The organism is Streptomyces sp. NPDC048171 (genome assembly GCF_043202655.1).
Taxonomy (GTDB): domain Bacteria; phylum Actinomycetota; class Actinomycetes; order Streptomycetales; family Streptomycetaceae; genus Streptomyces.
On the sequence record NZ_JBIDAU010000019.1, the window covers coordinates 39206 to 64734 of the forward strand.

The 25529-nt window shown below is 66.7% G+C and carries 20 protein-coding genes and 1 pseudogene; 6 read left to right on the forward strand and 15 right to left on the reverse strand.

All coding sequences use genetic code 11. The annotated features are described in order from the left end of the window. Positions 1 to 140 precede the first annotated feature (140 nt). From ACGF3J_RS36640 to ACGF3J_RS36655, 4 genes are all read left to right on the forward strand, one after another. Positions 141 to 1043, forward strand: a complete 903-nt coding sequence (locus ACGF3J_RS36640; RefSeq protein ID WP_393855838.1) for a MurR/RpiR family transcriptional regulator — start codon at positions 141 to 143, stop codon at positions 1041 to 1043. 33 nt (positions 1044 to 1076) lie between these two features. Continuing rightward, positions 1077 to 2051: an N-acetylmuramic acid 6-phosphate etherase gene (gene murQ, locus ACGF3J_RS36645; protein ID WP_393855839.1), complete on the forward strand. Its 975-nt coding sequence runs from the start codon at positions 1077 to 1079 to the stop codon at positions 2049 to 2051. Between the two features lie 40 nt (positions 2052 to 2091). Next, a complete protein-coding gene (locus ACGF3J_RS36650) occupies positions 2092 to 3621 on the forward strand; it encodes a PTS transporter subunit EIIC (protein WP_393855840.1) in 1530 nt (509 codons plus the stop codon). A gap of 157 nt (positions 3622 to 3778) precedes the next feature. After that, a complete protein-coding gene (locus ACGF3J_RS36655; protein ID WP_393855841.1) occupies positions 3779 to 6703 on the forward strand; it encodes an FAD-binding and (Fe-S)-binding domain-containing protein in 2925 nt (974 codons plus the stop codon). 605 nt (positions 6704 to 7308) lie between these two features. Here ACGF3J_RS36655 and ACGF3J_RS36660 read toward each other — a convergent pair. Beyond that, complete coding sequence (locus ACGF3J_RS36660) at positions 7309 to 7485, reverse strand: thiazolylpeptide-type bacteriocin (protein WP_385802370.1); 177 nt, start codon at positions 7483 to 7485, stop codon at positions 7309 to 7311. 176 nt (positions 7486 to 7661) lie between these two features. Between ACGF3J_RS36660 and ACGF3J_RS36665 the strand changes: the two genes are divergently transcribed. Continuing rightward, complete coding sequence (locus tag ACGF3J_RS36665) at positions 7662 to 8960, forward strand: amidohydrolase (protein ID WP_393855842.1); 1299 nt, start codon at positions 7662 to 7664, stop codon at positions 8958 to 8960. Here the strand turns inward: ACGF3J_RS36665 and ACGF3J_RS36670 are convergent. The 11 genes and pseudogenes from ACGF3J_RS36670 to ACGF3J_RS36720 all read right to left on the reverse strand — a co-directional run bounded on the left by ACGF3J_RS36670 (position 8901) and on the right by ACGF3J_RS36720 (position 20493). Beyond that, on the reverse strand, positions 8901 to 9716 hold the full coding sequence (locus ACGF3J_RS36670) for a DedA family protein (protein ID WP_393855843.1): 816 nt from the start codon (positions 9714 to 9716) through the stop codon (positions 8901 to 8903). The two genes, ACGF3J_RS36665 and ACGF3J_RS36670, sit on opposite strands and share 60 nt — an antisense overlap. A gap of 1037 nt (positions 9717 to 10753) precedes the next feature. Beyond that, positions 10754 to 11744: pseudogene (gene moaA / locus ACGF3J_RS36675) on the reverse strand (GTP 3',8-cyclase MoaA). A 95-nt stretch (positions 11745 to 11839) separates the two neighbouring features. After that, positions 11840 to 12673, reverse strand: a complete 834-nt coding sequence (locus tag ACGF3J_RS36680) for an SDR family NAD(P)-dependent oxidoreductase (RefSeq protein ID WP_393855844.1) — start codon at positions 12671 to 12673, stop codon at positions 11840 to 11842. 229 nt (positions 12674 to 12902) lie between these two features. Beyond that, positions 12903 to 13661: an SDR family NAD(P)-dependent oxidoreductase gene (locus ACGF3J_RS36685; RefSeq protein WP_393855845.1), complete on the reverse strand. Its 759-nt coding sequence runs from the start codon at positions 13659 to 13661 to the stop codon at positions 12903 to 12905. A 33-nt stretch (positions 13662 to 13694) separates the two neighbouring features. After that, positions 13695 to 14318, reverse strand: coding sequence for an SDR family oxidoreductase (locus tag ACGF3J_RS36690; protein WP_393855846.1), 624 nt, complete (start codon positions 14316 to 14318; stop codon positions 13695 to 13697). A 13-nt stretch (positions 14319 to 14331) separates the two neighbouring features. After that, positions 14332 to 15474: a thiolase family protein gene (locus tag ACGF3J_RS36695; protein ID WP_393855847.1), complete on the reverse strand. Its 1143-nt coding sequence runs from the start codon at positions 15472 to 15474 to the stop codon at positions 14332 to 14334. Continuing rightward, positions 15471 to 15899 (reverse strand): Zn-ribbon domain-containing OB-fold protein, encoded by a 429-nt coding sequence (locus ACGF3J_RS36700; RefSeq protein WP_393855848.1) that lies wholly within the window; start codon positions 15897 to 15899, stop codon positions 15471 to 15473. Before ACGF3J_RS36700 ends, ACGF3J_RS36695 begins: the two co-directional genes overlap by 4 nt. Before the next feature lie 27 nt (positions 15900 to 15926). Beyond that, complete coding sequence (locus ACGF3J_RS36705) at positions 15927 to 16730, reverse strand: enoyl-CoA hydratase/isomerase family protein (RefSeq protein ID WP_393855849.1); 804 nt, start codon at positions 16728 to 16730, stop codon at positions 15927 to 15929. Position 16731: 1 nt separating this feature from the next. Continuing rightward, on the reverse strand, positions 16732 to 17949 hold the full coding sequence (locus ACGF3J_RS36710; RefSeq protein ID WP_393855850.1) for a CaiB/BaiF CoA transferase family protein: 1218 nt from the start codon (positions 17947 to 17949) through the stop codon (positions 16732 to 16734). 4 nt (positions 17950 to 17953) lie between these two features. Then, positions 17954 to 19150, reverse strand: a complete 1197-nt coding sequence (locus tag ACGF3J_RS36715; RefSeq protein WP_393855851.1) for a CoA transferase — start codon at positions 19148 to 19150, stop codon at positions 17954 to 17956. Between the two features lie 5 nt (positions 19151 to 19155). Further along, positions 19156 to 20493, reverse strand: coding sequence for an SLC13 family permease (locus ACGF3J_RS36720; RefSeq protein WP_393855852.1), 1338 nt, complete (start codon positions 20491 to 20493; stop codon positions 19156 to 19158). A gap of 337 nt (positions 20494 to 20830) precedes the next feature. On the opposite strand from ACGF3J_RS36720, the gene ACGF3J_RS36725 reads away from it, so the two are divergent. Next, positions 20831 to 21646 (forward strand): IclR family transcriptional regulator, encoded by an 816-nt coding sequence (locus ACGF3J_RS36725; RefSeq protein WP_393855853.1) that lies wholly within the window; start codon positions 20831 to 20833, stop codon positions 21644 to 21646. Between the two features lie 87 nt (positions 21647 to 21733). Here the strand turns inward: ACGF3J_RS36725 and ACGF3J_RS36730 are convergent, their stop codons facing one another. The 3 genes from ACGF3J_RS36730 to ACGF3J_RS36740 are packed head-to-tail and all read right to left on the reverse strand — an operon-like array spanning position 21734 to position 25450. Next, entirely contained in the window at positions 21734 to 23947 is a 2214-nt protein-coding gene (locus tag ACGF3J_RS36730; protein WP_393855854.1) for a xanthine dehydrogenase family protein molybdopterin-binding subunit, read from the reverse strand. After that, entirely contained in the window at positions 23944 to 24933 is a 990-nt protein-coding gene (locus ACGF3J_RS36735; RefSeq protein ID WP_393855855.1) for an FAD binding domain-containing protein, read from the reverse strand. The genes ACGF3J_RS36730 and ACGF3J_RS36735 overlap by 4 nt, the downstream gene beginning before the upstream one ends. Further along, a complete protein-coding gene (locus ACGF3J_RS36740; protein WP_385802402.1) occupies positions 24920 to 25450 on the reverse strand; it encodes a (2Fe-2S)-binding protein in 531 nt (176 codons plus the stop codon). Before ACGF3J_RS36740 ends, ACGF3J_RS36735 begins: the two co-directional genes overlap by 14 nt. Between the last annotated feature and the right edge of the window lie 79 nt (positions 25451 to 25529).

The window sequence follows — 25529 nt, forward strand, 5'->3', positions numbered from 1 at the left end:
CACGACCAAGCTCACTTCTGCATGAATCACACTTCAGTGTCATCGGCCCGTCGGGGCGGGCTGCGCGACAGAGGGCCTGCAGCGCTGGGGTCGGAAGAGGGGGGTTGACGGAACATGTTACTGAAAATATCTTTCAGGCCATGTCCATCACCGTGAAGGAAAGTTTCGGCGCAGCTTCAGAGCCTGCGTCTGCTGCCCTCACGAGGAAGGTCCGGGCACTTACACCGTCCCTGACCCGTTCCATGCAACGAGTCGCCAAAGCCATTGCCGGTGATCCCACCGGATGTGCAGCCCTCACCGTGGCCGGTCTTGCCGGCCTCACCGGCACCAGCAAGGCCACCGTGGTGCGCACCGTCCGCCTCCTGGGCTATGCCAGTTATCAAGACCTGCGTCTGGCGCTCGTCGCCCTCACAGCACATCCAGCTGCCATCACTGCCGACATCGTGGTCAACGACCCGATCGGTGACGTGGTGGCCAAGCTCGCCCGCGACGAGCAGCAGGCCCTCGCCAGCACCGCCGCCGACCTCGACACCGCCGAGCTCGGAGCCGCGAGCGCCGCCGTGTCGGCCGCCCGTCGCATCGACGTCTACGGCGTCGGCGCCTCCTCCCTCGTCGGCCAGGATCTAGCGCAGAAACTGATGCGCATCGGCTTGACCGCCCACGCCCACACGGACCCGCACCTGGCTGTGACCAGCGCCGTACAGCTGCGATCTGGAGACGTCGCTATCGCCATTACTCACTCCGGGGCCACCGGGGACGTCATCGAGCCCCTCCGAACGGCCTTCAACCAGGGCGCGACGACGATCGCGATCACCGGTCGCCAGATCAGTCCAGTCCTGCAGTACGCCGATCACTTCCTGACCACAGCCCCTATTCGCGAGAGCAAGCTGCGGCCCGCAGCCATGTCGAGCCGCACGAGCCAGCTCCTGGTCGTCGACTGCCTGTTCGTCAGTGTTGCCCAGCGCACCAACGAAGCCGCTGCCCCCGCGCTCAACGCCTCCTACGAGGCGCTCGCCCACCGCCGCATTCCGCACCCCCGCTGAACCGCACAGACCTGGAAAGCAGAGCCACCAGCCATGACCACCACCGAGATGCACTCCACAACCACAACCACGTCCGCTTCCGACGGCTACAAACAGTTGAATGCTCAGCTCGCCACCCTCACCACCGAGGCATTCCGCCCCGAGCTCGCCGAGATCGACCAGCTCTCCACCCACGAGATCGCACGTCTCATGAACGGTGAGGACAGGACCGTCCCCGCCGCCGTGGCCGAAGAACTGCCACACATCTCGGCCGCTATCGACGCCACCGCCGAGCGCATGGCGCGAGGCGGCCGACTCATCTACGCAGGCGCCGGGACGGCCGGCCGCCTCGGCGTCTTGGACGCCAGTGAATGCCCGCCCACCTTCAACACCGACCCGTCCGAGGTCGTCGGCCTGATCGCCGGAGGTCCCACCGCCATGGTCACGGCCGTCGAAGGCGCCGAGGACAGCAAGGATCTGGCCGCTGCCGACCTGGACAAACTGGCTCTGAACGCCAACGACACCGTGGTCGGCATCTCTGCTTCCGGCCGTACGCCGTACGCGATCGGAGCAGTCGAGTACGCCCGCGCCCAGGGCGCGCTGACCATCGGCCTGTCCTGCAACGCAGACTCCGCCCTTGCCGCCGCCGCCGAACACGGTCTGGAGATCGTCACGGGCCCTGAGCTCCTGACAGGCTCCACCCGGCTCAAGGCCGGAACGGCCCAGAAACTCGTCCTCAACATGATCTCGACGATCACGATGATCCGACTCGGCAAGACCTACGGGAATCTCATGGTCGACGTGCGCGCTTCAAACGAGAAGCTCCGCGCCCGCTCACGCCGCATCGTCTCCCTGGCCACCGGCGCATCGGACCGCGAGATCGAAGCCGCACTCGCCGCGGCCGACGGCGAGGTAAAGAACGCGATCCTCATCATCCTGGGCGAGGTCGACGGCCACACCGCCGCCACGCTCCTGCACGAATCGAACGGTCACCTCCGAGCCGCCCTTGCGGCCGTGCACCCCCGCTGACACCACTTCCGCTCCCACGCACAGCAAGGCACCACGCACCATGGCTACTGAAGACAAGAACCGCGCCACTGCCGCCGCGATCCTGCCCCTCGTCGGTGGCGCCGCGAACGTCAGTACCGTCGCCCACTGCATGACACGACTCCGGCTCGGCCTGATCGACCGCTCCCTGGTCGATGAGGATGCGCTCAAGGCACTCCCCGCCGTGATGGGCGTAGTGGAGGACGACACCTACCAGATCGTTCTGGGGCCGGGCACTGTCGCCCGGGTCACTCCCGAGTTCGAGCAGCTGATCGAGGAGGAAAGGGCTTCCACTCCGGCTCACTCTCCTGCCACCCACACCGCTGAAGAGCTGGCCTCCCAAGGCGCGGCGCTCAAAGCACAACAAAAGGCTAAGAACGCCACTCCTTTCAAGCTGTTCCTCCGCAAGATCGCGAACATCTTCGTCCCGCTGATCCCCGCGCTCATCGGGTGCGGCATCATCGCCGGTCTCAACGGCCTGCTGGTGAACCTCGACTGGCTGCCCGCAGTCACCCCGGCGCTCGCTGCAATCGCCTCAGGCTTCATGGCGCTGATCGCAGTCTTCGTCGGCTACAACACGGCCAAGGAGTTCGGCGGTACGCCGATCCTGGGCGGCGCGGTCGCCGCCATCATCGTCTTCCCAGGCGTCGCCAATATCGACGCCTTCGGCCAGACCCTGGCCCCCGGCCAAGGCGGCGTGCTCGGCGCGCTGGCCGCGGCAGTGCTCGCGGTGTACGTGGAGAAATGGTGCCGTCGCTGGGTTCCAGAAGCCCTGGATGTCCTTGTCACCCCGACCCTGACCGTCCTGGTCTCCGGGCTGGTCACCATTTTCGGCCTTATGTACGTAGCCGGTGAGGTCTCCAGCGCCATCGGTACGTTCGCCGACTGGCTGCTGTCCACCGGCGGCGCGGGCGCGGGCTTCCTGCTCGGCGGCCTCTTCCTGCCACTGGTGATGCTGGGCCTGCACCAGGCCTTGATCCCGATCCACACCACTCTCATCGAGCAGCAAGGCTTCACAGTCTTGCTCCCGATCCTCGCCATGGCTGGCGCCGGGCAGGTGGGCGCAGCAGCGGCGGTCTACCTGCGCCTGCCACGCAACGCCTCGATCCGCGCGACCATCAAGTCCGCTCTCCCGGCAGGTCTGCTGGGCGTCGGAGAACCCCTGATCTACGGTGTCTCGCTCCCGCTCGGCCGGCCGTTCATCACCGCCTGCATCGGTGGTGCCTTCGGTGGTGGATTCGTCGGGCTGTTCAGCCAACTCGGTGACTCGGTCGGCTCCACCGCCATCGGCCCGTCGGGCTGGGCCCTGTTCCCCCTTCTGGACGGCAACCACGGCCTGGGTTCCACGATCGCGATCTACGCGGGCGGCCTGCTGGTCGGCTACATTGCCGGCTTCCTGGCGACGTACTTCTTCGGCTTCAGCCAGGCGCTGCTGGCGGAATTCAACGTTTCGCAGGAGCCCGCCCCCGCGGCCGCTTCCGCAGTACCCGGCCGGACACCGGAAAGTGCGGTACCGGGCGGCTTCCAGCCCAAGGAGTCAGCAGGCGTCTGACACTCGGAGCGCCGAAGGGCGACCTCGTCTCGCTCCGACGGCAATAACCCTCGGGGACCGCGTCGCCGACAGCACGCGCGCGGTCCCCGAGTCTGTGCCAGGCCACGACTCGTCTCTCCATCTCCAGAAGATCAATCCCATCAGCCAAGGAGGCGCCATGCCCCTGCTGGAACCGAAGCCCGCGGCCCTCCGCACGGGTGCTGTGCGCTCTGCGTCCCCTGACCGGGTTCCCGACGGCTTGGCGGAGGGCACCCCCGCGAGACTGCGGGAGGACCTCTCTGCTCTGCTGGGGGCGGAGAAGGTTCTGTACAAAGTCTCCGACCTGGTGAAGTACGCCTCCGACGCAAGCCCCTACCGCTTCGTCCCGCAGGTCGTCGTAGTTCCCTCAAGCATCGGTGACATTTCGGCGATCATGTCGTACGCCCGGGACAAAGGACGGGAAGTGGTCTTCAGGGCCGCAGGGACCAGTTTGAACGGACAGGCCCAGGGCGAGGACATCCTCGTCGACGTTCGGCATCACTGGACGGGCATCGAGGTCCTGGACAACGGCATGCAAGCCCGTATCCTCCCCGGCACCACGGTGATGCGCGCCAATGCGACCCTTGCCCGCTCCGGCAGACTTTTGGGCCCCGACCCCGCCAGCGCCATCGCGTGCACCGTCGGCGGGGTCGTCGCCAATAACGCCTCGGGAATGACCGCTGGAACCACACGCAACTCCTACCGCACCCTCTCGTCGCTGACCTTGGTCCTACCGAGCGGCACGGCCGTCGACACGGCCGATCCCGCGGCCGATGAGTCTCTTGCACAGTCCGAGCCCCAACTGTGCGAGGGCCTGATGGCCCTCAAAGCGGAGATCGAGGCGGACCACGCTCTCACCGCCCGCATCCGTGCCAAGTACGAGATCAAGAACACCAACGGATACCGGCTCGATGCCTTTCTGGACGGCGCCACACCCGTACAGATCCTTCGCGGCTTGATGGTCGGCTCCGAGGGAACCCTCGGGTTCATCTCCGAGGTCGTCTTCAACACCCTGCCGCTGGAGCGCAGGGTGTCCAGCGCACTGCTCTTCTTTCCCACCCTGGCGGCTGCTGCCGCCGCGGTGCCTCTCTTCAACGCAGCCGGAGCAATCGCCGTAGAGCTGATGGACGGCAACACCCTGCGCGCTTCGGTAAGTGTGGAAGGGGTACCTGCGGACTGGGCCGAGCTGCCCCGCGAGACTGCGGCATTGCTGGTGGAGTTCCGGGCACCGGACGGACCGGCTCAGGAGAGATACGAACAGGCAGCCGTCGAAGCCTTGGCAGGGCTAGACCTCATTGCGCCGGTCGCCTCGGTCACCAACGAATTCACCCGTGACAGCACAACCATCTCCGGGTATTGGAAGGCGCGCAAAGCCTTCGTCACCGCCGTCGGCGGGTCCCGCCCGCCGGGGACGACCCTGATTACCGAGGACTTCGCTGTTCCGCCTTCTCGGCTTGCCGACGCCTGCGAATCCCTCCTTCGTCTGCAGGCGGACCACGGGTTCGACGCAGCTGTCGCCGGCCACGCCGCACACGGTAACCTGCACTTCCTGCTCGCCTTCGATGCATCGAAGCCATCCGACGTCGAGCGGTACGCCGCTTTCATGGACGACTTCTGCAGACTCACCGTGGAGCGCTTCGACGGCTCGCTCAAGGCTGAGCATGCCACCGGTCGCAACATCGCCCCCTTCCTGGAACTGGAGTGGGGCTCCAGGGCGACCGAGCTGATGTGGAGAATCAAGCAGATCATCGATCCTGCCGGCGTTCTGGCGCCGCGGATCGTCCTTGACCGGGACCCGCGTGCCCACCTGCGCGGCCTGAAGACCATCCCCACGATTGAGTTGATCGCCGATCCCTGCATTGAGTGCGGCTTCTGCGAGCCCACCTGCCCCAGCCAGGATCTGACCACCACCCCACGCCAGCGCATCCTCCTGCGACGCGAGATGATGCGCCAACCCCACAACTCCCCGGTGGAAAACGCCCTGCTCGATTCGTACGGCTACGAGGCTGTCGACACCTGCGCAGGCGACTCCACCTGCAAACTCGCCTGCCCCGTCGGCATCGACACCGGCGCGATGATGAAGGGCTTCCGCCACCAGCGGCACTCACCGCGCGAAGAGCGCATGGCAGCACTCACGGCCAAGAACTTCAAAACACTGGAGTCATCGACCCGGCTCGCCGTCGCTACCGCGGAGAAGCTCGGCGACCGGCTTCTGGGCGGCATCACCGGCCTCGCACGCAAAGCGGTACGCCCCGACCTGGTCCCCGAATGGCTGCCCGAGATCCCCGGCGCCGCCGCACGAAAACTCCCCCATACCTCCCGGACCGGGGCGACCGCTGTCTACTACCCGGCCTGCGTGAACCGGATCTTCGCCGGCCCCGACGGACACCGAACCCCCTCCCTGCCACAAGCGCTCGTCGACGTCTCGGCCCGCGCGGGGAAACCGGTATGGATCCCGGCAGACGTGGCGGGAACCTGCTGCGCGACGATCTGGCACTCCAAGGGGTACGACGAAGGCAACACCGTCATGGCCAACCGTATGGTTGAGGCCGCCTGGAAGTGGACAGCGGGCGGCGCCCTGCCCCTAGTCGTCGATGCCTCATCCTGCACCCTGGGCATAGCCCGCGAGGTCGTGCCTTACCTCACTGAAGCGAACCAACAGCTCCACCGACAGCTCACCATCGTCGACTCCCTCGTCTGGGCGGCCAAAGAACTCCTGCCGGAACTCACCATCCTCCGGAAAACCGGATCAGCAGTCCTGCATCCAACGTGCTCGATGCAGCACCTGGACGTCGTAGACCACCTGGTAACCCTCGCACAGGCATGCGCCGACGAAGTCGTCGTCCCGGACGACACAGGATGCTGCGCATTTGCAGGCGACCGCGGAATGCTGCACAAAGAACTGACCGCCGCAGCGACAGCGAAGGAGGCAGCCGAGGTGAACTCCCGCGAGTACGACGCCTACCTCTCTGCCAACCGCATGTGCGAGATCGGCATGGACCGGGCCACAGGGCATGAATACCGCTCAGTCTTGACAGAGCTGGACCAGGCCACGCGGTCCTGACCTTCTCACACAGGGCTCCGCCGCACAGTCCCCCATCCTGACGGCGGTCATGAGGGCTCGACAGGCTCTCCCCCTGGTATGCGGTGGGCCAGGGGATGTGCAGCTGTCGCCACTCGCCGGACGTCGTGCTCCGACCGCTGCGATGGCCTTCAGGCGCATAGTCGTCGGTTCGACTTCCCTGGCTCCGGCGGCTGGTAAGCCTGGCATGCGGTGGTTCCCCCGACACAGTCCAGCTGATGCCGTCAGCCCCTCGGCCGTTGCCAGGACCGCGGCTGTCGTGGTCCCGGGGCAAAGCACGTGCGCCGTGGACGGGCAATGCACCGCCCACGGCTCAGTCACGATCGTGCGACGGGCCAACCGACTGGCCCGGTCCTGCACATACCGCGATGGCAACTCCGTGCCCGTTCACCCAGCCTCCTCATCCACCCCTGAGAAGGCTGGGAGGCCGGCGTGAGCTCACACGCCCGTAGTGGCATTGGGCGGGCTGGGCGTCACGCCACCTCCCTCCGGGGTCCGCACCTCGCCGGAGCCGGATGGCAATCCGTGAGCGTCGTCGTCTCCCACAGACAGACACAGACACTCAGGCCGGTGAGGGCGTCACAGGGTCAGGCGCTGCAGGAGGTGGTGCTCGTGGTCGACGAGCAGGTGGAGGTGGAGGAGCAGCTCGTCGAGCCGGCGAGCACGACCTCGCTGGCGTCCGAGTAGTCCGAGATCTCGAAAGTCTCCGACTCGAGCTCCAGGATCTCGTCGGCGAGGGAGGCGAGGATCGACTTGTCAACCATGGTGACTCCTAAAGTCAGCCACCCCGGGTCTTTCCCGGAGCTGTCTGGCTCCCCCATTGCAGCGGGCGCCGCTGACGCGTGGAGACGCACATCGCTGGCAGGGCGCTGACAGCTGCGTCAGCGCCCTGCCAGCGACCTGTCAGAGGGCGGCCAGTGAGGTCCCTCATCATGCGCTGGTGAGCGCACCGGTATTTGCTTCGGCAGAGCACCATCCCGTACTGCGGCAGCTGCCGTCACTGCTACGGCCTCTGACGGTATTCGCGCTGGACCTACATCAAAATCCCGAGCTGTCTGGAAAGGAGCAGCGCACCGCAGCCTGTCTGGCTGACGCCCTGGAAGCCGAAGGATATGAGGTGACACGTGGCGTTGGCGGCCACGGAGTGGTCGGTGTGCTCACCAACGGGAGCACAAGACGTGTCATGCTCAGAACGGAACTCGATGCACTGCCGGTGGTCGAGCAAACCGGCCTGCCGTACTCGGCAGCCGGACCACTGGCCCACGCCTGCGGCCACGATCTTCACATCGCGGCTGTTCTGGGGGCGGCGACCTTGCTGGCCCGGACGCGGGCCTCCTGGCGAGGGACTGTCCTTGTGGTTGGCCAACCGGCGGAGGAGACCCTCACGGGTGCGCGCATGATGCTGGAGGACGGCCTGTACGCACGCTTCGGCCGCCCCGAGGTGGTGCTCGCGCAGCACTCGGCACCACTGCTCGCCGGCATGGTGGCCCATGGACGTGCGGGCAAGCCGGTGCTCGGAGCGAGTGTCAGCCTGAACGTCACGCTCCACGGGCGGGGCGGGCACGCCGGGGCACCTCACCTGTCGGTGAATCCCGTCCTGACCGCAGCCGCTGTGACCATGCGGCTGGCGAAGATCGTGGAGCACGAGGGCGTTTTGGCGGGGCAGGCTGCTGTGACGGTCGGCTCGGTGCATGCGGGCACGCAGAGCAATGTCATTCCTGACAGTGCGGAGCTGGGAATCAGTGTGCGGGCTCTTTCACAGACAACGCTCGACCGTCTCGTCACGGCCATCGAGCACCTGGTACGAGAGGAGTCAGACGCGTCGGGGAGCTCGCGCCCCGCCGGGATCACTGTGCTCCACCAGTCAGCCGCCACTGTCCCGGACCCCCGAACGGCTGCGGAGGTGGTCCTTGCCCACCGGGCGGCCTTCGGTGTCCAGCGGGTAGTGCCGTGGCCTCCTGCTCTGGCCACCGAGGACTTCGCTCTATACGGAGACGCAGGTCTCTCGATTCACGGCTGTCCCGGGGTGCCCCTCTGCTATTGGATGGTGGGGACGGTGGGTCCACGTCAGTGGGCCGAAGCCTCAGGAACGACCGCGGCGGAGCGGCTTGCCAGTCTTCCTCCCAACCACTCACCGCGCTTCGCCCCGCACCCTCCCACCGCGCTGCCTGCCGCCGTATCAGCAATGGCCCTCGCTGCGTTGACCCAGCTGAAGTCCGACTTGCCTCCCTTGCGATAGGGGATCAGCGGGCTCCCAGGAAGCGCTGCCTGCGATGGGGCCGCTCCTTGGCTGGCCACTTTCAGGGGTGGGGCGTTCGCCGTCACCGTCGAAGGGCGGCCGGCCCTGCTTCATGGCCGGCAGAGGGGACACCGAACCTGTGGATCGGTCCCCTCCGCCTTGTCGATACCGTTTCACGAGCCGCACAGTGGTGAACGCCACCACCGCCAGCGCGGCCAGTGCAATGGCGCCAACGAATCCAGCGGAGTGCAGGTAGTCGATGGCCGCGGCGCCGACGAAGTATCCGAGGACGACGCTCCCGACTCCCCAGACCACCGACGCAAGCGTGCTGAAGAAGAAGAAACGCCGACAGGGCATGGCGGACGCACCTGCGGCGAAGGGCAGGAAGGTGCGGATGAATCCGATGAACCGCCCAGTGAATACTGCCTTCCCCCCGTGCCGTGCCAGGAACGTCTGGGTTTTTCGAAGGTGGACATCTAGCCGGAGCCGGGCGAACTTCCCTCTGCTCGGCCGTTGCCCGCACCGGCGTCCCAGCATGTAGCCCAGGTTGTCTCCGAGGATGCCTCCGACTACCACTACGACGGCGAGGAGGAAAGGATTGAGGTCGCCTTTGCCAGCCAGAGCGGCAGCAATGAGAATGACGGTCTCGCCCGGCAGCAACGCGCCGACAAAGGCACTGGTCTCACCAACCGTCACGGCGAAGACCAGCAGGTACGACCACCAGCCGGCTGAATCGATCAAGGTATCGATGTGCATCAGTCAGCTCTCCGGGCCAAGCGGCTGGAAGATGCGCGCGTGGCCCTCCTGGACCTACGCTGCAGCAGGGAGGGCGCCGCGGCATACCAAGCCGTGAGCGGCAAGACTCCGGCCAGGAGAACGCTGAGACTCCAACTGTCGGCAGTATGCGCCACGGTGACGGCCACGAGCGCCGCCGCCACCACTGCGATGGCCCGTGCCCATAGCGCCGGTACGGCGGTGACCAGCGCCAAGGCCATCACTGCGTACCAGCCCGCTTGTGCCCCGGGTGTCTCCACATACTGAGAGACGAGTGATGTTCCCTTGGCCGGTATCCGGCTCCCGGCCAGGACGGCGAATCCAGCCGCGCTGGACAGCAGCAACGCGAAGGCGGTGCGAACGTAGAGGGTCTGGTGCCGTCGGCCCAGCCAGAGCAGGATCAAAGCCATCAAGGGCCACTGGACGACGGAGTGCACGTTGGACAGCCCGTGTGCCACGTCTGCTGCGAAATCCTCCGACGCGGTCCTCGCTCGGGGGGCAACAGCGAGCGTCCACGACGCCAATCGATTCGGCCCGGCGCCTTCGGTCACGGCTAGCAGAGCGGCGGAAAGGAGGACTGAGACGGCTGCCACGACCTGACCACGCCGGCGTCGGCACAAGGCCGCATGCGATGCCGGGGCATCGCCGCGGCGCCTTTGATGAACCCACGCGCTCACCGGATCTGTCCGGCCTTAAGGGTCCGCGCGTCGGCAGGCGCGGAGAAGGAGAAGATCGGCTCCACGAAGTCTCCTGAGGCTCTGGACCGCGGGCGCATGAGATGCGCATGCGGCGCCGCCCCTTGCTCGATCGAAGGGAAGTTACTGACTCACTGCGCTTGCGGCACGACGCATAGCCGCAGAGGCACACCCGTCCGCAATTGACACGCAGATATCGAGGGCGCCCTCATGTTCGCTCAGCAAAGATAACCCGAGGGTCCCCTCAAGTTCCTGTTAGTGTCATCACACGCAAGGGACAAGCAGCGCAGACAGTGCGACCGATCACCTGCCGGTCGTCCTGCATCAGCCACCGATTGCCGACATGGGGCGATCGGGCTGCTCGAAGCCCGGCGCCCCTAGACCTGCACCGGCCTTCTTGTCCCACATCGCCAACCGCCAGATGTGGGCGATCTCCTCATCCGGTGCACCGCGGCGCAGCGCCCTGCGCAGGTCAGTCTCTTCGGTAGCGAACAAGCAGGTGCGGATCTGCCCGTCGACGGTCAGCCGGGTCCGGTCGCAGGCGCGGCAGAAGGGGCGGGTCACGGAGGCGATGACGCCGACGCAGTGCGGCCCGTCGTCGATGACCCACCGCTCAGCCGGAGCCGAGCCGCGATCCTCCTGCCTCTCCGGAGCAAGGCGGAAGCGGCTGCGCAGCGAGCGCAGGATGTCGCTTGCGGTGATCATTTCCGTGCGCTTCCAACCGTGCTGGGCATCGAGCGGCATCTGCTCGATGAACCGCAGCTCATAGGCATTCTTCATGGCCCAGGCCAGCAGTTCGGGGGCCTCGTCGTCATTGAGACCCGGCATCAGGACCGCGTTGACTTTCACCGGCGTCAGCTCCGCTGCGCGGGCAGCCTCGAGACCACGCAGGACGTCACCGTGGCGGTCCCTTCTCGTCAGGTGCTTGAAGACGTCCGGACGCAGGGTGTCCAGCGACACGTTGACCCGGTCCAGCCCGGCGCGAGCTAGCGCTTCGGCCGCGCGAGAGAGTCCGATGCCGTTGGTCGTCAAAGACATACGGGGGCCGCGGATCCATTGCCGCGCACTGCTCTACGATGCCGATCAGTCCGGGGCGCAGCAAGGGCTCACCGCCCGTAAAACGAACCTCGGTGATGCCCAGGTCGGTGACGGCAATACGTACCAGCTGGACGACTTCCTCGTCTGTGAGCAGGTCCGGTTTGGCCAGCCACTGCAGACCCTCCTCGGGCATGCAGTAGGAGCACCGGAGATTGCACCGGTCAGTGAGTGACACACGCAGGTCGGTGGCCACTCGGCCGAAGGTATCGGTGAGCAAGCGGCCCCCCCTTGAAGCGACCTAACTACTATAAATTACGTAATTGGCTGTTTCGCTACTGGACCGTGTCAGCGGTGCAGCGCTGGCTTTGACCGTCATGGGCCGTGCGTTCCGTCGGCGCCGGTCCGTGTCAGTCGGAACGTCTGCTCCATGAGAAGGCGCCGGAACTCCGTCTTGAGCACAACAAGGTTCGGGCGGGACGGCCTGTCCTCGTCTAGGTATTTCCCCTTCCATGGGGCGGCGGCGTTGGCGGCCCGCACCACATTGCGCGCACCGTCGATTACGGGGTCCCCGTCAATGTCGAACATGGCGTGCAGCAGTGTCGTACGGATGACACCTGGATGCAGGCTCACCGCGTCGTAGCGAGGTTCAGGCGCCTGGTCGACCAGCCATCGCGCATGCGCCACGAGGGCAAGCTTGGATCGCGAGTAGGCGTTGGTGGAACTGTAGGCCGCGTGTTCCATGTTGAGGTCGTCGATGTTCAAAGACGCGGACAGATGCGTGGCCGATGAGACGTTAACGACGCGTCCGCGCGCGGCACGGAGCAGTGGGGCGAGGCGTGCGGTGAGCAGCACGGGCGCAAGATAGTTGGTCTGCAGAGTCCGTTCGTTGCCGTCACTGCTGAGCTGCCGGGCCGTTGGCCCCGGGCGTCCTGCGTTGTTGATAAGCACGTCGACCCGGTCGGTGAGGCCAGTGATCCGCTCTGCGAGTGTTTCGACGGCTGCAAGCTCGTCGAAATCCGCTTGGATGTAGTGGACATCGCCTGGGCCGAGCTCCTTGAGATGTGCAAGGAACCGGCTCACGTCTTCGGACCGCTGGGGGCCGTGCACGATGAGACGAGGAGCGTGAGCGGCGAGGCGATGGGCGACGGCTTCTCCGATGCCGCTGGTGGCACCGGTGAGCACCAGCGTCGAGGGGACAGTACTCATACGAGACATCTCGAACACCGATCCTGCGGGCAGTTCACGGCGGGGTAGGCCCGGTTCGGGGCGCCCATGGGTTACTTATCCGATGGCCTCAGCATCGAGGGCCTATCCCATCGCCGCAACCCGTGCAGTTATTCGATTTCCCGGATGCGGATCCGTGCTTTCGCAATCCCGGGAGCGGTCCGCCGCGAGTGGCGCACCGGACCGCCCATGGGCCCGTGCACGACCTGGGTCACCCCCGGGCCGGCTGGGCATACAGGCTCTTGCCGCCACAGACGTACATCACCTGTCCGGTGACAGCACGACTGGCGGGCGAGGCGAAGTAGTGGGCGGCCCAGGCAACGTCGGCGGGAGCGCCGATCGTGCCCATGGGCTGCGCCGTCAGGAGGCGGTCCATGACCTCCTGGGGCTCGCGGCGAAGCAGGGGGGTGTCGATCAGCCCGGGGGCCAGACAGTTGACGGTGATGCCGTGTTTCGCCAATTCGATGGCGAGAGACCTCGTGGCCGAGACCACGCCTCCCTTGGAGGTGGCGTAGGCGAGCTGGCCGTACCAGCCCAGCCAGGCACGGGAGGCAATGTTGATGATGCGGCCGGTGCGCCGGGGGATCATCGAGGTGGCCGCCGCCTGGCTGCACAGGAAGACGCCGGTCTGGTTGATGGCCTGCGTCTTGTCCCAGTCGTCGTCCGTGATGCGACGCACTCCTCGGTCGATGCTGATGCCGGCGTTGTTGACGAGGATGTCTACGGGTCCGAGCCGGTCCTCGACCATGGTGAAGAGCGCGGCGACGTCCTTGCGGGAACTCACGTCCACCGGAAGTCCCACGGCGATGGCACCGGTATCAGCGAGTTCCTGAGCCACGGTGCGAGCCCGGTGTTCGTCGATGTCGGCTATCGCGATCTTCGCTCCTGCGGCGGCGAAGTCACGGGCGATGGCGAGGCCGATCCCACTGGCACCGCCGGTGACCACCGCGACGTGTCCGTCGAGATCCATCGTGTCTCCTTTGAGTTTGATCATGGTCGCGGGTCAGACGGAGAGGCTCGAGAGCAGACTCGCGCCGCCGCAGCAGTTCAAGACCTGTCCGGTGATGTAGCCGCTGCGGGGGTCCAGGAAGAAGGCTGCAGTTTCCGCGATGTCCTGTGCGGTGACGGGCTCGGGGGTCAATGCTTCAGGTTCGTAGAGGTGCGTGTTCTCGGGACGGCCGGCGGAGCGCAGCGGGCTGCCTTCAGGGGGCAGCGCGGCCACGACGTTGACGGTGGTGCCCGTGCGGCCCAGCTGCAGTGCGAGACTGCGTGCCGCGGAGATCAGTGCCCCGCTCTGGGCGGCCAGGTCGGGGCGGCTCGGCCACCCCAGACCGTCCCGACTGGCGATGACGACGATCCGGGAGCCTCCCTCCTCGGCGGCGCGCAGGAAGGGGGTCAACCGCTTGACGGCGGTGAGCAGCTGTTCGGCGGCGTTGCCGGTGGGGATGCCGTCCAAGAGGCCGGGCTCGTAGGCGAACGCGTCGATCGGTCCGGTGGGCTCGGAGAAGACGGTGCGGGTGTCGACGCCGTAGCCGTTGGACTTCAGTCGGGCCGTGAGGGCATCTGCTGTTGCGGTTCCGGCCGGGTCCAGGACGAGAGCGCGGGGCGGGAAGATGCGGTCGGACATCTGGTTGTGCCTTTCAGTCGGCGGTGAGGATGTGCACGGAGCAGGCACCGTTGTCGACTCCGAAGATGCCGCCGCCTGTCACGTGGGTGAGGGCCACGGAGGCTCCGGGGACCTGCAGGGCGCCGGCCTGGCCTGTGAGTTGCCAGTACGCCTCGCAGATCTGGGTGGCACCGGTGGCGCCCACGGGGTGGCCGCGGGACATGAGTCCGCCGCTGGGGCTCACCGCGACTCGTCCGTTTCGGTCGAACTCTCCGTCGCGGACGGCGCGGTGCGCCTTTCCGCGCTCGGCGAGGCCGAGGGCCTCGGAGTGGAGGAGTTCAGCAATGCTGAAAGCGTCGTGCAGCTCGACCAGGTCCAGGTCTGCCGGTCCCAGCTCCGCCATGGCGTAGGCCGCTTGGGCAGTGCGTTCGGTGATGTCGGGCCACGTCATGTCGCGGTACTGGGTGTGGAAGGTGCCCGAGCGCACCACGCTGGCGCGTATCCGTACGCTCGGCGTGTGCAGTTGCTCGGCGACCTCCTGGGTGCACAGCAGCACGGCCGAGGCGCCGTCACTGTTGGGGCAGCAGTGCAGCAGGTGGAGCGGATCGGCGACCAGCTTGGAGTCGGCGACGTCCTGGGCGGTCACTTTGCGCTGGAAGTGGGCGCGCTCGTTGAGGGCGCCGTTGGCTCGGTTCTTGACGGACACGGCGGTCAGATCGTCCACCGTGGCACCGAAGTCGTGCAGGTAGCGCTGGGCGCGCATGGCGTAGGCGGCGGGCATGACCATGCCCTGTTCGATCTCGATGTCGTTGGTTGTCAGGGGCAGGGTGCCACCGCCAAAGGCCGAGAGGTTCTCGGCTCCGAAGGCGATCACGGCGTCTGCGGCTCCTGAGGCCACAGCCTGCCAGCCGAGGTGAACGGCGGAGGCGCCGCTGGCGCAGGCGTTTTCGACGGTGAAGACGGGCTGTCCGGACACGCCTACGCGCTGCAGGACACGCTGCGCCAGAAGGGATCCTCCATAGGACGAACCGGCGAATCCGGTGTCGACGGCGTCCGGGGTGATGCCGGTGGTGTCGAGCAGGGAACGGACGGCTCGGTAGCCGAGTTCGGCTGCGTTGAGGGTGGGGTGCTTGCCGAAGGGGTGGACTGCGGCACCGGCGACATGGACAGGCCTCATCGCTCTTCTCCAGTGGGTGTGTGCGGGTCGTCGAGAGGGGTCACGGCGTAGGACATGAGGGCGCCGTCGTCGGTGTCCGCGATCGGGGCAACCGTCAGTTCCACCGGGGTGCCGGGCTTCAGGGCCTGGTGAGAGGTGGGGCTGTGGGCGAGGAGGCGCACGCCGCTGATGTCGATGTACGTCAGCACGTAGGGGGCCTGGAATCCGCGCGGGGCGATCCGGACGACGCTGGAGGCGTAGACGGTGCCGTGCGTATCGCTGGCGACGTTTTCCACGTCGGTGGAAGCGCAGGTCGAGCAGGCCTCACGTGGCGGGAACCAGCGGCCGGAGCAGGCGTGGCAGACGGTAATGGTGAGGCGGGTGTTCTGGTGGGTCCAGTCGGCGCCGACCTGACGGGTCTCGGGAGGCGTCTGAGGGGATGGCATGGGCTTGTGTCCTTCCGTGGGGGCTTTTCAGCGGCCGTGGTATTCGGGGGGGCGTCGTTCCGCGAAGGCGGTCCGTCCTTCTACCCGGTCGTCGGTGTCCCGCAGGACGCCCCACAGCAGTTGCTCGAGGGCCACGGACTGGGACAGCGGCATGTCCTGTGTCCGTTCGGCGAGAGCCTTGAGGCTCTTGATCGCCAGAGGTCCGTTGGATGTGATCCGCTCGGCAAGATTCAGCGCGGTGTCGAGGAGTTCGTCGGCCGGGACGAGATCGCTGACGAGGCCGACGCGGTGGGCCTCTTCAGCTCCGATGCGGTCACCTGTGAGGATCATCTTCATGGCGACGGCTCGCGGCACCGCCCGAAGCAGCTTCGAGACACCTCCCACCGCGGGAACGCTGGCCCAGCGGGCTTCGGGCAGGCCGAATGTGGCGTTCTCACTGGCGATGCGCAGGTCGCAATCGAGTGCGATCTCGGCTCCGCCTCCCAGGGCGTGGCCATTGACGGCTGCGATGAGCGGCTTGCCGATGTTGAGTTCGCTGAGGGTGATGGCCCTGACGTACAGGCCCTCCTCGATGCTCTGCTCGTAGGGCGCGAAGTAGGCCTGAGCAAACGAGGACTGCGGCGGAAGGGTCTTTTTCAGGTCCGCGCCGGTGCAGAAGGCGCGATCGCCGGCGCCGGTGATGATGCCGACGTCGAGTCCGGGGTCGTCCCTGAAGTCCCGGAGGGTCTGGTTGAGGTCACGCATGGCGTCGACGTCCAGGGCGTTCAGCGCTTCTGGGCGGTTCAGACGGACGATCAGTGTCCGGCCGGTGCGCTCTGTTTCGATGGCCATGTCAGCCCACGACTCCTTGTGCTGCGAGGTGCTCGTATTCGTCCGGTGTCAGTTCCAGCAGGCCCAGGCACACCTCACGGGTGTCGGCGCCCAGCACAGGCGCCGGTCCCCGCAGGTGACCGGGAGTGGCAGACAGCCGGTAGGGGATGTTGTCGTAGACGCTGCGTCCCATCTCGGGGTGGTCGAGCATCTTCCAGTGGTCCCGGGCGTTCAGCTGTTCGTCGGCAAGGACCTGTGCTGCGTCGCTGACGGCTGCTGCCGGGACTCCTGCGGCGCACAGAGCGTCCGCAAGTTCGTCCGCGTGACGGCCGGCGGTGGTGGTGGCGACGTGTTCGTCGAGTGCCTGGTGTGCTGCCCGGCGGCCGGCGGCCGTGGCGTACGCGGGGTTCGCCGCCCATGGCGGGTTGCCCAGGCTTCGCACGAGGGCTGCCCACTGGCTGTCGGTGGTGACAGCGACAGCGCACCAGCGATCCTCGCCCTGGCACGGGTAGACACCATGCGGGGCGGCGACGGAGTCTTGGTTGGCGGAGCGGTCGGTGCTGATGCCCGCAGCCGCGGCGAGTATCGCCGGGCCGATCACGTTGGTCGTCGATTCCAGCTGGGCCAGCTCGATGTACTGGCTCTCGCCGGTGCGGCGTCGGCGGCGCAGGGCCGCGAGAACAGCGACGGCGGCGTGCAGGGGGTTGGGGACGTGGTCCGGGTAGTTGGTGCCCGTGCCCACGGGCGGCCGGTAGGGGTGGCCGGTCAGGCCCAGCAGCCCTCCGGCCGCCGCGATGGTGAGACCGTAGCCGCGGAAGTCGCGGTGCGGACCGGCGTTGCCCTGCATGGGCATCTCGAGGTAGATGACGTCCGGCCGGACCTCGAGGACGTCTTTGTAGCCCAGCCCGAGACGGTCCATGGTTCCGGGGGTGAAGTTGCTGGCCACGATGTCGCTGTGAGCGATCAGTTCGAGTGCCAGGTCCTTCCCGCGGGTGTCCTTCAGGTCCAGGCAGATGGAGCGCTTGCTGGTGTTGCGGTTGGCGAAGTATCCGCTCCGGTTCACGCCGGGGTGCCCGTCACGGAATGGGGCCATGCTGCGAATGGGGTCGGTGCGTGTCCGTGACTCGATCTTGATGACATCGGCGCCGTGGTCGGCCAGCGGTTTCGTCAGGAAGGGCCCTGCGCCGACCCACGTGAAGTCGGCCACGCGAACCCCGTCGAGCGGGAGCCGGGAGGACATGGTGCTACTCCTTGTTGTCTGAGGCAGTGGCCGCGGGAAGGTCGTCCAGGACGCCAGGGGTGTCCCTGCCGGGCTGTGCCGGGACATGCCCGGGCGCAACGTCGAGGCCTTGGAAGCGGTAGGGCGAGCCCGGGAAGGTGAGCACTTCGTCGCCAGCGGTGACCTGCCGGAAGAAAGCACGTTCGGTGAGCTGCGGGCTTGCGAGGAGGTCGTCCGGTGTTGCGACGGGGGCGATGCTGATGCCCCGGCGCTGCCCGTCCTCGTAAAGCTCCTGTTTGGTGCGCGGTGCTGCGAAGGACTCGAAGAGATGACGGAAGTTGCGTACGCCCTCGTCGCTGCGGCGCCAGTCACGCTCGCGCCAGCGTGGGTCACGCAGCTGGGCGGCGTCATTCAGCCCGCCGTTCTCCAGCCACTCGATGATCGCGTCCCAGGCCAGGGGCAGGCCGCCGAGGCCTCCGACGAGGTAGATCCAACCGTCGGAGCAGGCGAAGAGTCCGGTGCCCGCCTCTTTGGGGCCGGACCCGGCACGGCGCCGGACCGTCTTCTCCAGATCGACGTACTGAACGGCGTTTTCCAGGGAGTGGGCGACCGCCTCTTGGGCCGATACGTCGACGATCTGCCCCTGGCCAGTCTCCTCCAGGACCAGGACTGACATGAGTGCGGCCGTGGCGGCGTGCAGTCCGGTGATGACCGACGTCTGGTTGCCCCAGGCCCGGACGGGCGGCAGGTCAGTTTCGCCAGCCAGAGTGAGGAGTCCTCCGGCGGCCAGGAGGGTGAGATCGGAGGCAGGCCGGTCGGCCCAGGGGCCTGTCAGGCCGTAAGGGCTGATGGCGACGTGGATCAGCCGGGGATGCCGGCGCGTGACGTCATCGGGGTGAAGGTCGCGTTCACGCAGACGGCCGGGTCCTTCACTGGTGAGTAGGACGTGGGCGGTCCCAAGGAGTCGGTCCAGTTGTTCGGTCTGCTCAGGGGCACTGAGGATGACGCTGCGCTTCCCCGCTTCGGTGAAGGCGAAAGAGATGCTGGTGCCCTGTGGGGTGAGCGGCGGGGTGGTGCGCTCGGGTACACCACCGTCCGGTTCGATCTTGATGACCTCGGCTCCGAGATCGGCGAACAGCCGGCCCGTGTAAGTGCCGAGAGGACCGGTGAGGTCGATGACCCGGATGCCGGTGAGCGGCGCTGAGGAATCGGTCGTAGTCATGATCGTCACCCCGCCGCGACGGTGAGGGAGGCCCAGCTGACGATGGGCGCGACCAGGACGAGGCCGAAGCCCCACTTCATGAGCTGCTTGTAGACCATGGGCTGTTGTTCCTTGGGAGCGTTGGCGACCACCATTGCGCCGTTGGTGGAGAAGGGGCTGCTGTCGACAACCGACGACGAGATGGACAGCGCGGCTACCAGGCCGATGGCACTGACCTGGCCGGTTGCGAGGAGGGGGACCGCGAGGGGGATGAGGGCGCCCAGGATGCCGGTGGTGGAGGCGAAGGCCGAGACGATGGCGCCGATGTAGCAGATCAGGAGTGCGGCCAGCAGGGGGGCGTCGACTTGTGAGATGGCGTCGCCGAGGTAGTCGACGGTTCCGATCTCCTGCATGAGTCCGACATAGGTCACGATGCCGCAGACCAGCAGGACGACGCCCCAATTGATCTGCCCCACGGCTTCCTTGGCGGTGGCGGGCGCCAGGAGGGTGAGGAGGACCGCGGCGCTCAGGGACGTGAGTCCGACGTCGAGGTCGAAGATCAGGGCGCCCACGACCAGTGCAGCCATGCTGGCGAGCGTGACGATGCGGTGCCGGTCCAGTGGCAGAGCATCATCGTGGTCCAGGGCCGGCTGGGTGGCGACAGCGGTGGCTGCGGTGGGGCCGGTGGTTCCCGGAAGCCGTGGCCCTCCGGTGCTGTGGGTGCCACCGCTGCTGGCGCGAGCACCGTTTCGTCCGGCGCCCAGGAGTTGTCGGCCGCCCAGCCCGAAGTAGATGCCCGCACCGAGCAGCACGTTGAAGACCAGGTTCGCCAGAAAGAGGACGATGGGATCTGCGGCAAGTCCGCTGGTGTCGACGACTCCGTTGGTCACTACGCCCAGCACTCCGATGGGCGAGAAGTTCCCGGCGGCCGAGCCGTGGACCACCATCAACCCCATCAGCAGGGGATTGATGCCGTAGCGGACGGCGAACGTCATCCCGACCGGCGCGATGATCGCTACAGCCGCCGGGCTGACCGCTCCCAGGGAGACGAGCACGCAACTGATGGTGAACATCACCCAGGGGATGGCGGCAACCCTGCCGCCCACCGCTCGAACGGCCGCCTGAACGAGCCACTCCACCGTGCCGTTGTTCCGGGCGATAGCGAACAGGTAAGTGACACCCACGAGGATCACGAACAACTCAGCCGGAAAGCCGGCCAGCACCTCGGGCGTCTCCCAGCCCATGACGCCCGATCCGACGGCGAACGATGCGACCAGCGCCAGGGCGCCGAGGTTGATCGAGCGAAGTGTGCCTATCAGGAAGATCGCCAACAGGACGGCGATCGATGTGAGCTGCTCAGACAAGCGTGTCTCCTTGAACCGGATTTGCTGCTGTCTGGCCAGTCGTCCGCTGGGGTGTGAGCCAGACGCGGCGCCAGTGAAGGAGCTTCGAGATCTCGAAGTTAACTCCGTATTTACGTAACGGCGATGCTAGGTAGCCTCCCGTGCGCCGTCAAGGGGGAGCTTGAAAACGGAGCCGCCGCCCGCACCACCTGCGCCCTCTTGATGAGCAGCGCACCCGGCACCACGTGTCGACGCCCAGGTGCCGCGTCCCGCGGGCAGCAGACTCGAATAGGGTTTCCGCCACGGGGGCACGCATGAGCGCGTCACGACGGACAACGCTGACCGGAAGGAGCCGTCGATGAACCCGGCACGCATCGACCGGGCTTTGGCCATCCTGGGCTACTTGGCCGAGCACCAGGAGGGCAGCACACTCAAACGCCTGAGCGAGGATCTTGGGTTGCCCATGAGCAGCGCCCACGATCTGCTACAGACACTGGTCGGCCTCGACGTGGTCAAGTTGCTGGGGCAGCGCACCTACGCCCTGGGCCCCCGGGCCGTCGTCCTCGCTCTGTCGATCGTCGACAGCGTCGACCTGCGCCATGTCAGCCAGCCCTACCTGGCCGAGCTGTGTGAGGAGATCAACGAAAACACCTACCTGGCCGTGCGCAGCGGTGCCGGCGTGGTCTATGCCGACCGCCACGAGGCCGGCCAGACCCTTTCCGTCGTGATGAAGCTGGGTGGCCAGCGGCCCCTGCACGGATCCAGCGTCGGCAAGCTCATGGCCGCCTATAACCCGGAGCTGGAGCAGCGGGTCCTGAAGGCGGCGCGGCTGGAGCAGTTCACACCGCACACGCTCGTGGACCGGGCTCAACTGCGTGAGGAGTTCGCGGCCATCCGTGCACGGTCCTACAGCGTCAGCGACGGAGAAAGCGTCGAGGGCATCCTCGGCCTGGCGGCCCCCATCGTCGACGCCGCCGGCTCCGTCAGCGCCGCTGTGCACGTGTCTGCCCCCAGGGGCCGCCTCTCCCCCGACCGTTTGCCCTTCGTGGTTACGGCCATGTCGGCGGCAGCGGCACTCATCTCACGCCAGCTGGGAGCAACCGAGGAAACCGTGCCCTCTCGCACGATCGATGACATCCGCACCTTTGAACAGCAACGCAGCGAACGAGAGTAGCTCGCCGGCCGCCCCCTTCCTCTTGCCCACAATGCATCGGTGCGATGAGATGACGGATGTCTTCTCACCGCACCGGTGTGCTCTGGGTCAGAGCAGTTGGTCGATGGTGAAGGGGAGAGCGCGCAGCCGGCGACCGGTGGCGTGGTGGATGGCGTTGCCGATAGCTGCCGCCACGCCGACCAGGCCGACCTCTCCGACACCCTTGGTGCCGACCTTGGTGGCACGGTCGGGGCCACCACAGAAGATGACCTCCATGTCTGGGATGTCAGCATTGACCGGCATCAGGTAGTCGCCGAAGGTTGCATTGGCGATGCGGCCGGTGCCGGCATCGGTGGCCGTCGCCTCGAACATGGCCTGGCTGATGCCGCCGACGGTGCCTCCGATGATCTGGCTGGAGGCCGTCTTCTCGTTCAGGATGCGCCCACCGTCGACCGCGGTGACCACGCGCGCCACCCGCAGCAGACCCAGCTGTGGGTCAATACGGACCTCGACGAACTTCGCCCCGAAGGCTCCCGCCGTGGCCATTCCGATCTTCTGGGGGTCGGGCGGCGTGCTGCGGCCGTCCGCGCTGAGCTCCTCGATCCCGTGGCGGGTGAGGATGTCGGTGTACGCCTCTCCCTGGTCCGGTGCATCGATGCGGTGCAGACGGCCCTCGCTGACCGTGACTTCCTCTGGCGCAGCGCCTCGCAGCGGGGATTCCTCGTCATCGCGTACGACGTCGAGGAACTCCTTGACGAGATTGCCGCAGGCCATGTGGACGGCGTTGGCCAGTGCGCCGGTCAGGCCCGACCCTCCGGCCTGGGGAGAGTAGGGCATGTCGGAGTCACCGAGATCGAAGCGGACCTTGCCGAGGTCCAGACCGAGGAACTCGGCGGCCAGCTGGGTCATGACCGTGTAGGTGCCTGTACCGATGTCGGTGGCGGCGCTGGTCACGTAGGCGGAGCCGTCGCGGCGCAGGGAGGCTCGTGCCTGGCACGGCACCTGGAAGAACGGGTAGGACACTCCGGCCATGCCGTATCCGACCAACCAGTTGCCGTCGCGCATGGAGCCGATCTCCGGAGTGCGGCGTGACCAGCCGAAGCGTTCCGCACCCAGTGTGTAGCACTCGCGAAGCGCTTTGCTGGACCAGGGCAGACCGAGTACCGGCTGCTCCTCGGCGTAGTTGCGCAGGCGGAGCTCCAGCGGGTCCATGCCGATGGCATGGGCCACCTCGTCGATGGCGGATTCCAGGGCAAAGTTGCCCTGCCCCTCGGCGGGGGCGCGCATGGAGCCTGGGCAGGGGATGTTGAGGCGTGCCTGGCGATCGCGCGTGAGGGCGTTGGGACACGCATAGGAGACCGCTGAGCCGAATGCGACCGGCTCGTAGTCATCGTCCTCCATCGCCACCGAGGAGATAGCACGGTGTTCGATGGCGACGAGATCGCCGCTCGAGTTGGCGCCGATCTTGATCTGCTGGACGCTGTCGGGCCTGTGCCCAACAGACGTGAACATTTGCGGCCGCGTCAGCACGAGCTTGACCGGACGCTTGACCTCGCGTGCGGCCATCGCTGTGAGAATGGTGTGAGACCACACCCGCAGTCCGGCCCCGAAGCCTCCACCGACGAAGGGGGCGAGTACGCGAACGCCGCTTTCAGGGATCTGAAAGATCTGGGCGAACGAGGTGCGCACGTTGTGGGGCCACTGGGTGGAGTCATGGAGTGTGACCGACGCGCCGTGCCATGAGGCGATCGTGGTGAACAGTCCCAGCGGATTGTTGGTGTTGTCCGGAGTGGTGTAGCGCTCGTCGATCACGACGTCGGCCTGGGCGAATCCGGCCTCGACGTCGCCGCGCTCGGTATCCAGGCCCCACGGGTTCTCGACGATCTCAGCTCGAGGATCTTCGACGTCCAGCAGCGCCTCGGCCGGCTCATACTCCACCTTGACCAGCGACGCAGCGTACCTGGCCTGCTCTGGGCTATCGGCGACGACGATCGCGATGTGCTGCCCGTAGTGGAGGATCCGGTCGTCCTGCATGGGCGCTGGCGGCGACGGACCGAGCAATGTCATCGGACCGCGTTCCAGCTGAGGGGCGGTCAGGTGGGTAATCACAGTGAGAACGCCGGGCGCGTGCTGGGCTTCCGAGGCGTCGATGCTGCGGATCCGCCCTGCAGCGATCGTGCTGCCGACCAGGGCGGCGTGCACCATGCTCGGGTAGGTGTAGTCGTTGGGGTAGTGGGCAGCGCCCGTGGTCTTCAGGGGGGCGTCGACGCGGTCCACCCCTTCACCGATGACCGTGCGAGTCGGATCTTCGAGAGTGGTCATGACTGGACTCCTGCCACAGTCTCAAGCGTGCGCACCAGAGTGCGCTTGGCCAACTCCACCTTGAACGCAGTACCCGGTAGCGTCTGGGCGCCCTCTAGTGCCGCTTCCGCTGCCGCGCGGAAGTTCTCGCCACTGACCGACGCCCCGCGCAGCACCTCTTCAGCACTCCAGGCACGCCACGGAACGGTCCCCACCCCGCCCAGGCCGATCCGCGCCTCGCGGATCGTGTCGCCCTCCGTCTGCAGCGCTACACCAGCCGACGTGAGAGCGAACTCGTAGGACACGCGGTCCCGCACCTTCATGTAGTGCGACCGCACGCCCTCCGGAAGCAGGGGGATCTCTACTTCGGTGATCAGTTCACCGTGCTTCAGCACGTTTTCGATGTCGGGCGTGGTGCCCGGCTCACGATAGAACTCGGTGAGCGGGATGGATCGCGGTCCGTCCACGCCCTGAACGTGGACGATGACGTCCAGCGCCACGAAGGGGATGGCAACGTCCGAGGCGTGCAAGGCGATGCACTGGTCGCTCGTGCCCAGAATCGCGTGCATACGCTGGATTCCTGCGATGGCGGCGCACCCGGACCCGGGGTTGCGTTTGTTGCACGCCGCAACGGTCGGGTCCCGGAAGTAACGGCAGCGCGCACGCTGCAGCAGGTTGCCCCCGATCGTCGCCATGTTGCGCAACTGCGTAGATGCTCCGAGCAGGAGGGCCTCGCGCACGAAGGGGAGCCGCTCGCGCAGCACAGAGTCCGCGGCAAGCTCCTCCATCGTCGTAAGCGCGCCCACATGCACCGACGAGTCGCCGTGCATGATGCCCTTGAGCGGCAGCCGGGTGATGTCGACCAGCCGCTCCGGGTCAAGGATCCCGTCCTTCATCAAGTCCAGCTGGGTCGTTCCGCCGGCCAGGAAGGAGGTACGGGGGTCTGCGGAGACAGCAGCCACCGCTTGCTCGGCTCCGGCGGGCCGCACGTACTCAAATGGACGCATCGTTGCCCTCCGATACGACTTCGCGGATCGCCGCACGAATATTCGGGTAGGCGCCGCAGCGACAAATGTTCCCGCTCATGAACTCGCAGACGTCCTCTTCCGTGTCGGCCCGGCCTTCGGCCTGCAGGGACACGGCAGACATGATCTGTCCAGGCGTGCAGTAGCCACACTGGAATGCGTCATGTCGCGCAAACGCCTTCTGCAGCGGATGAGGTTCACCGTTGTCGGTGAGTCCCTCCACCGTGGTGATCTCCCGACCTTCGTACTGGGCTGCCAGCGCCAGACAGGAGACGATTCGCTTGCCATCCACCAGGACGGTGCAGGCACCACAGGCACCTTGATCGCAGCCCTTCTTCGCACCGGTGAGCCCCAGGTGGTCACGCAGGGCATCTAGGAGCGTCACGCGCGAGTCGAACCGCATGCGGTAAGGCTCACCATTGATGTTGAGCGTGACTTCTACGTCGGGGATCTGTGATGTCGCTTCGCCAGGGCGCGTCGGGGTGTCGACATGCTTCATAGCGCCTCGATTCGTTGTTCCTGCCCCAGAGCAAGGGGGTGAGAGCACTCTGTCAACCGGAGCGGTATCCATTTGATAC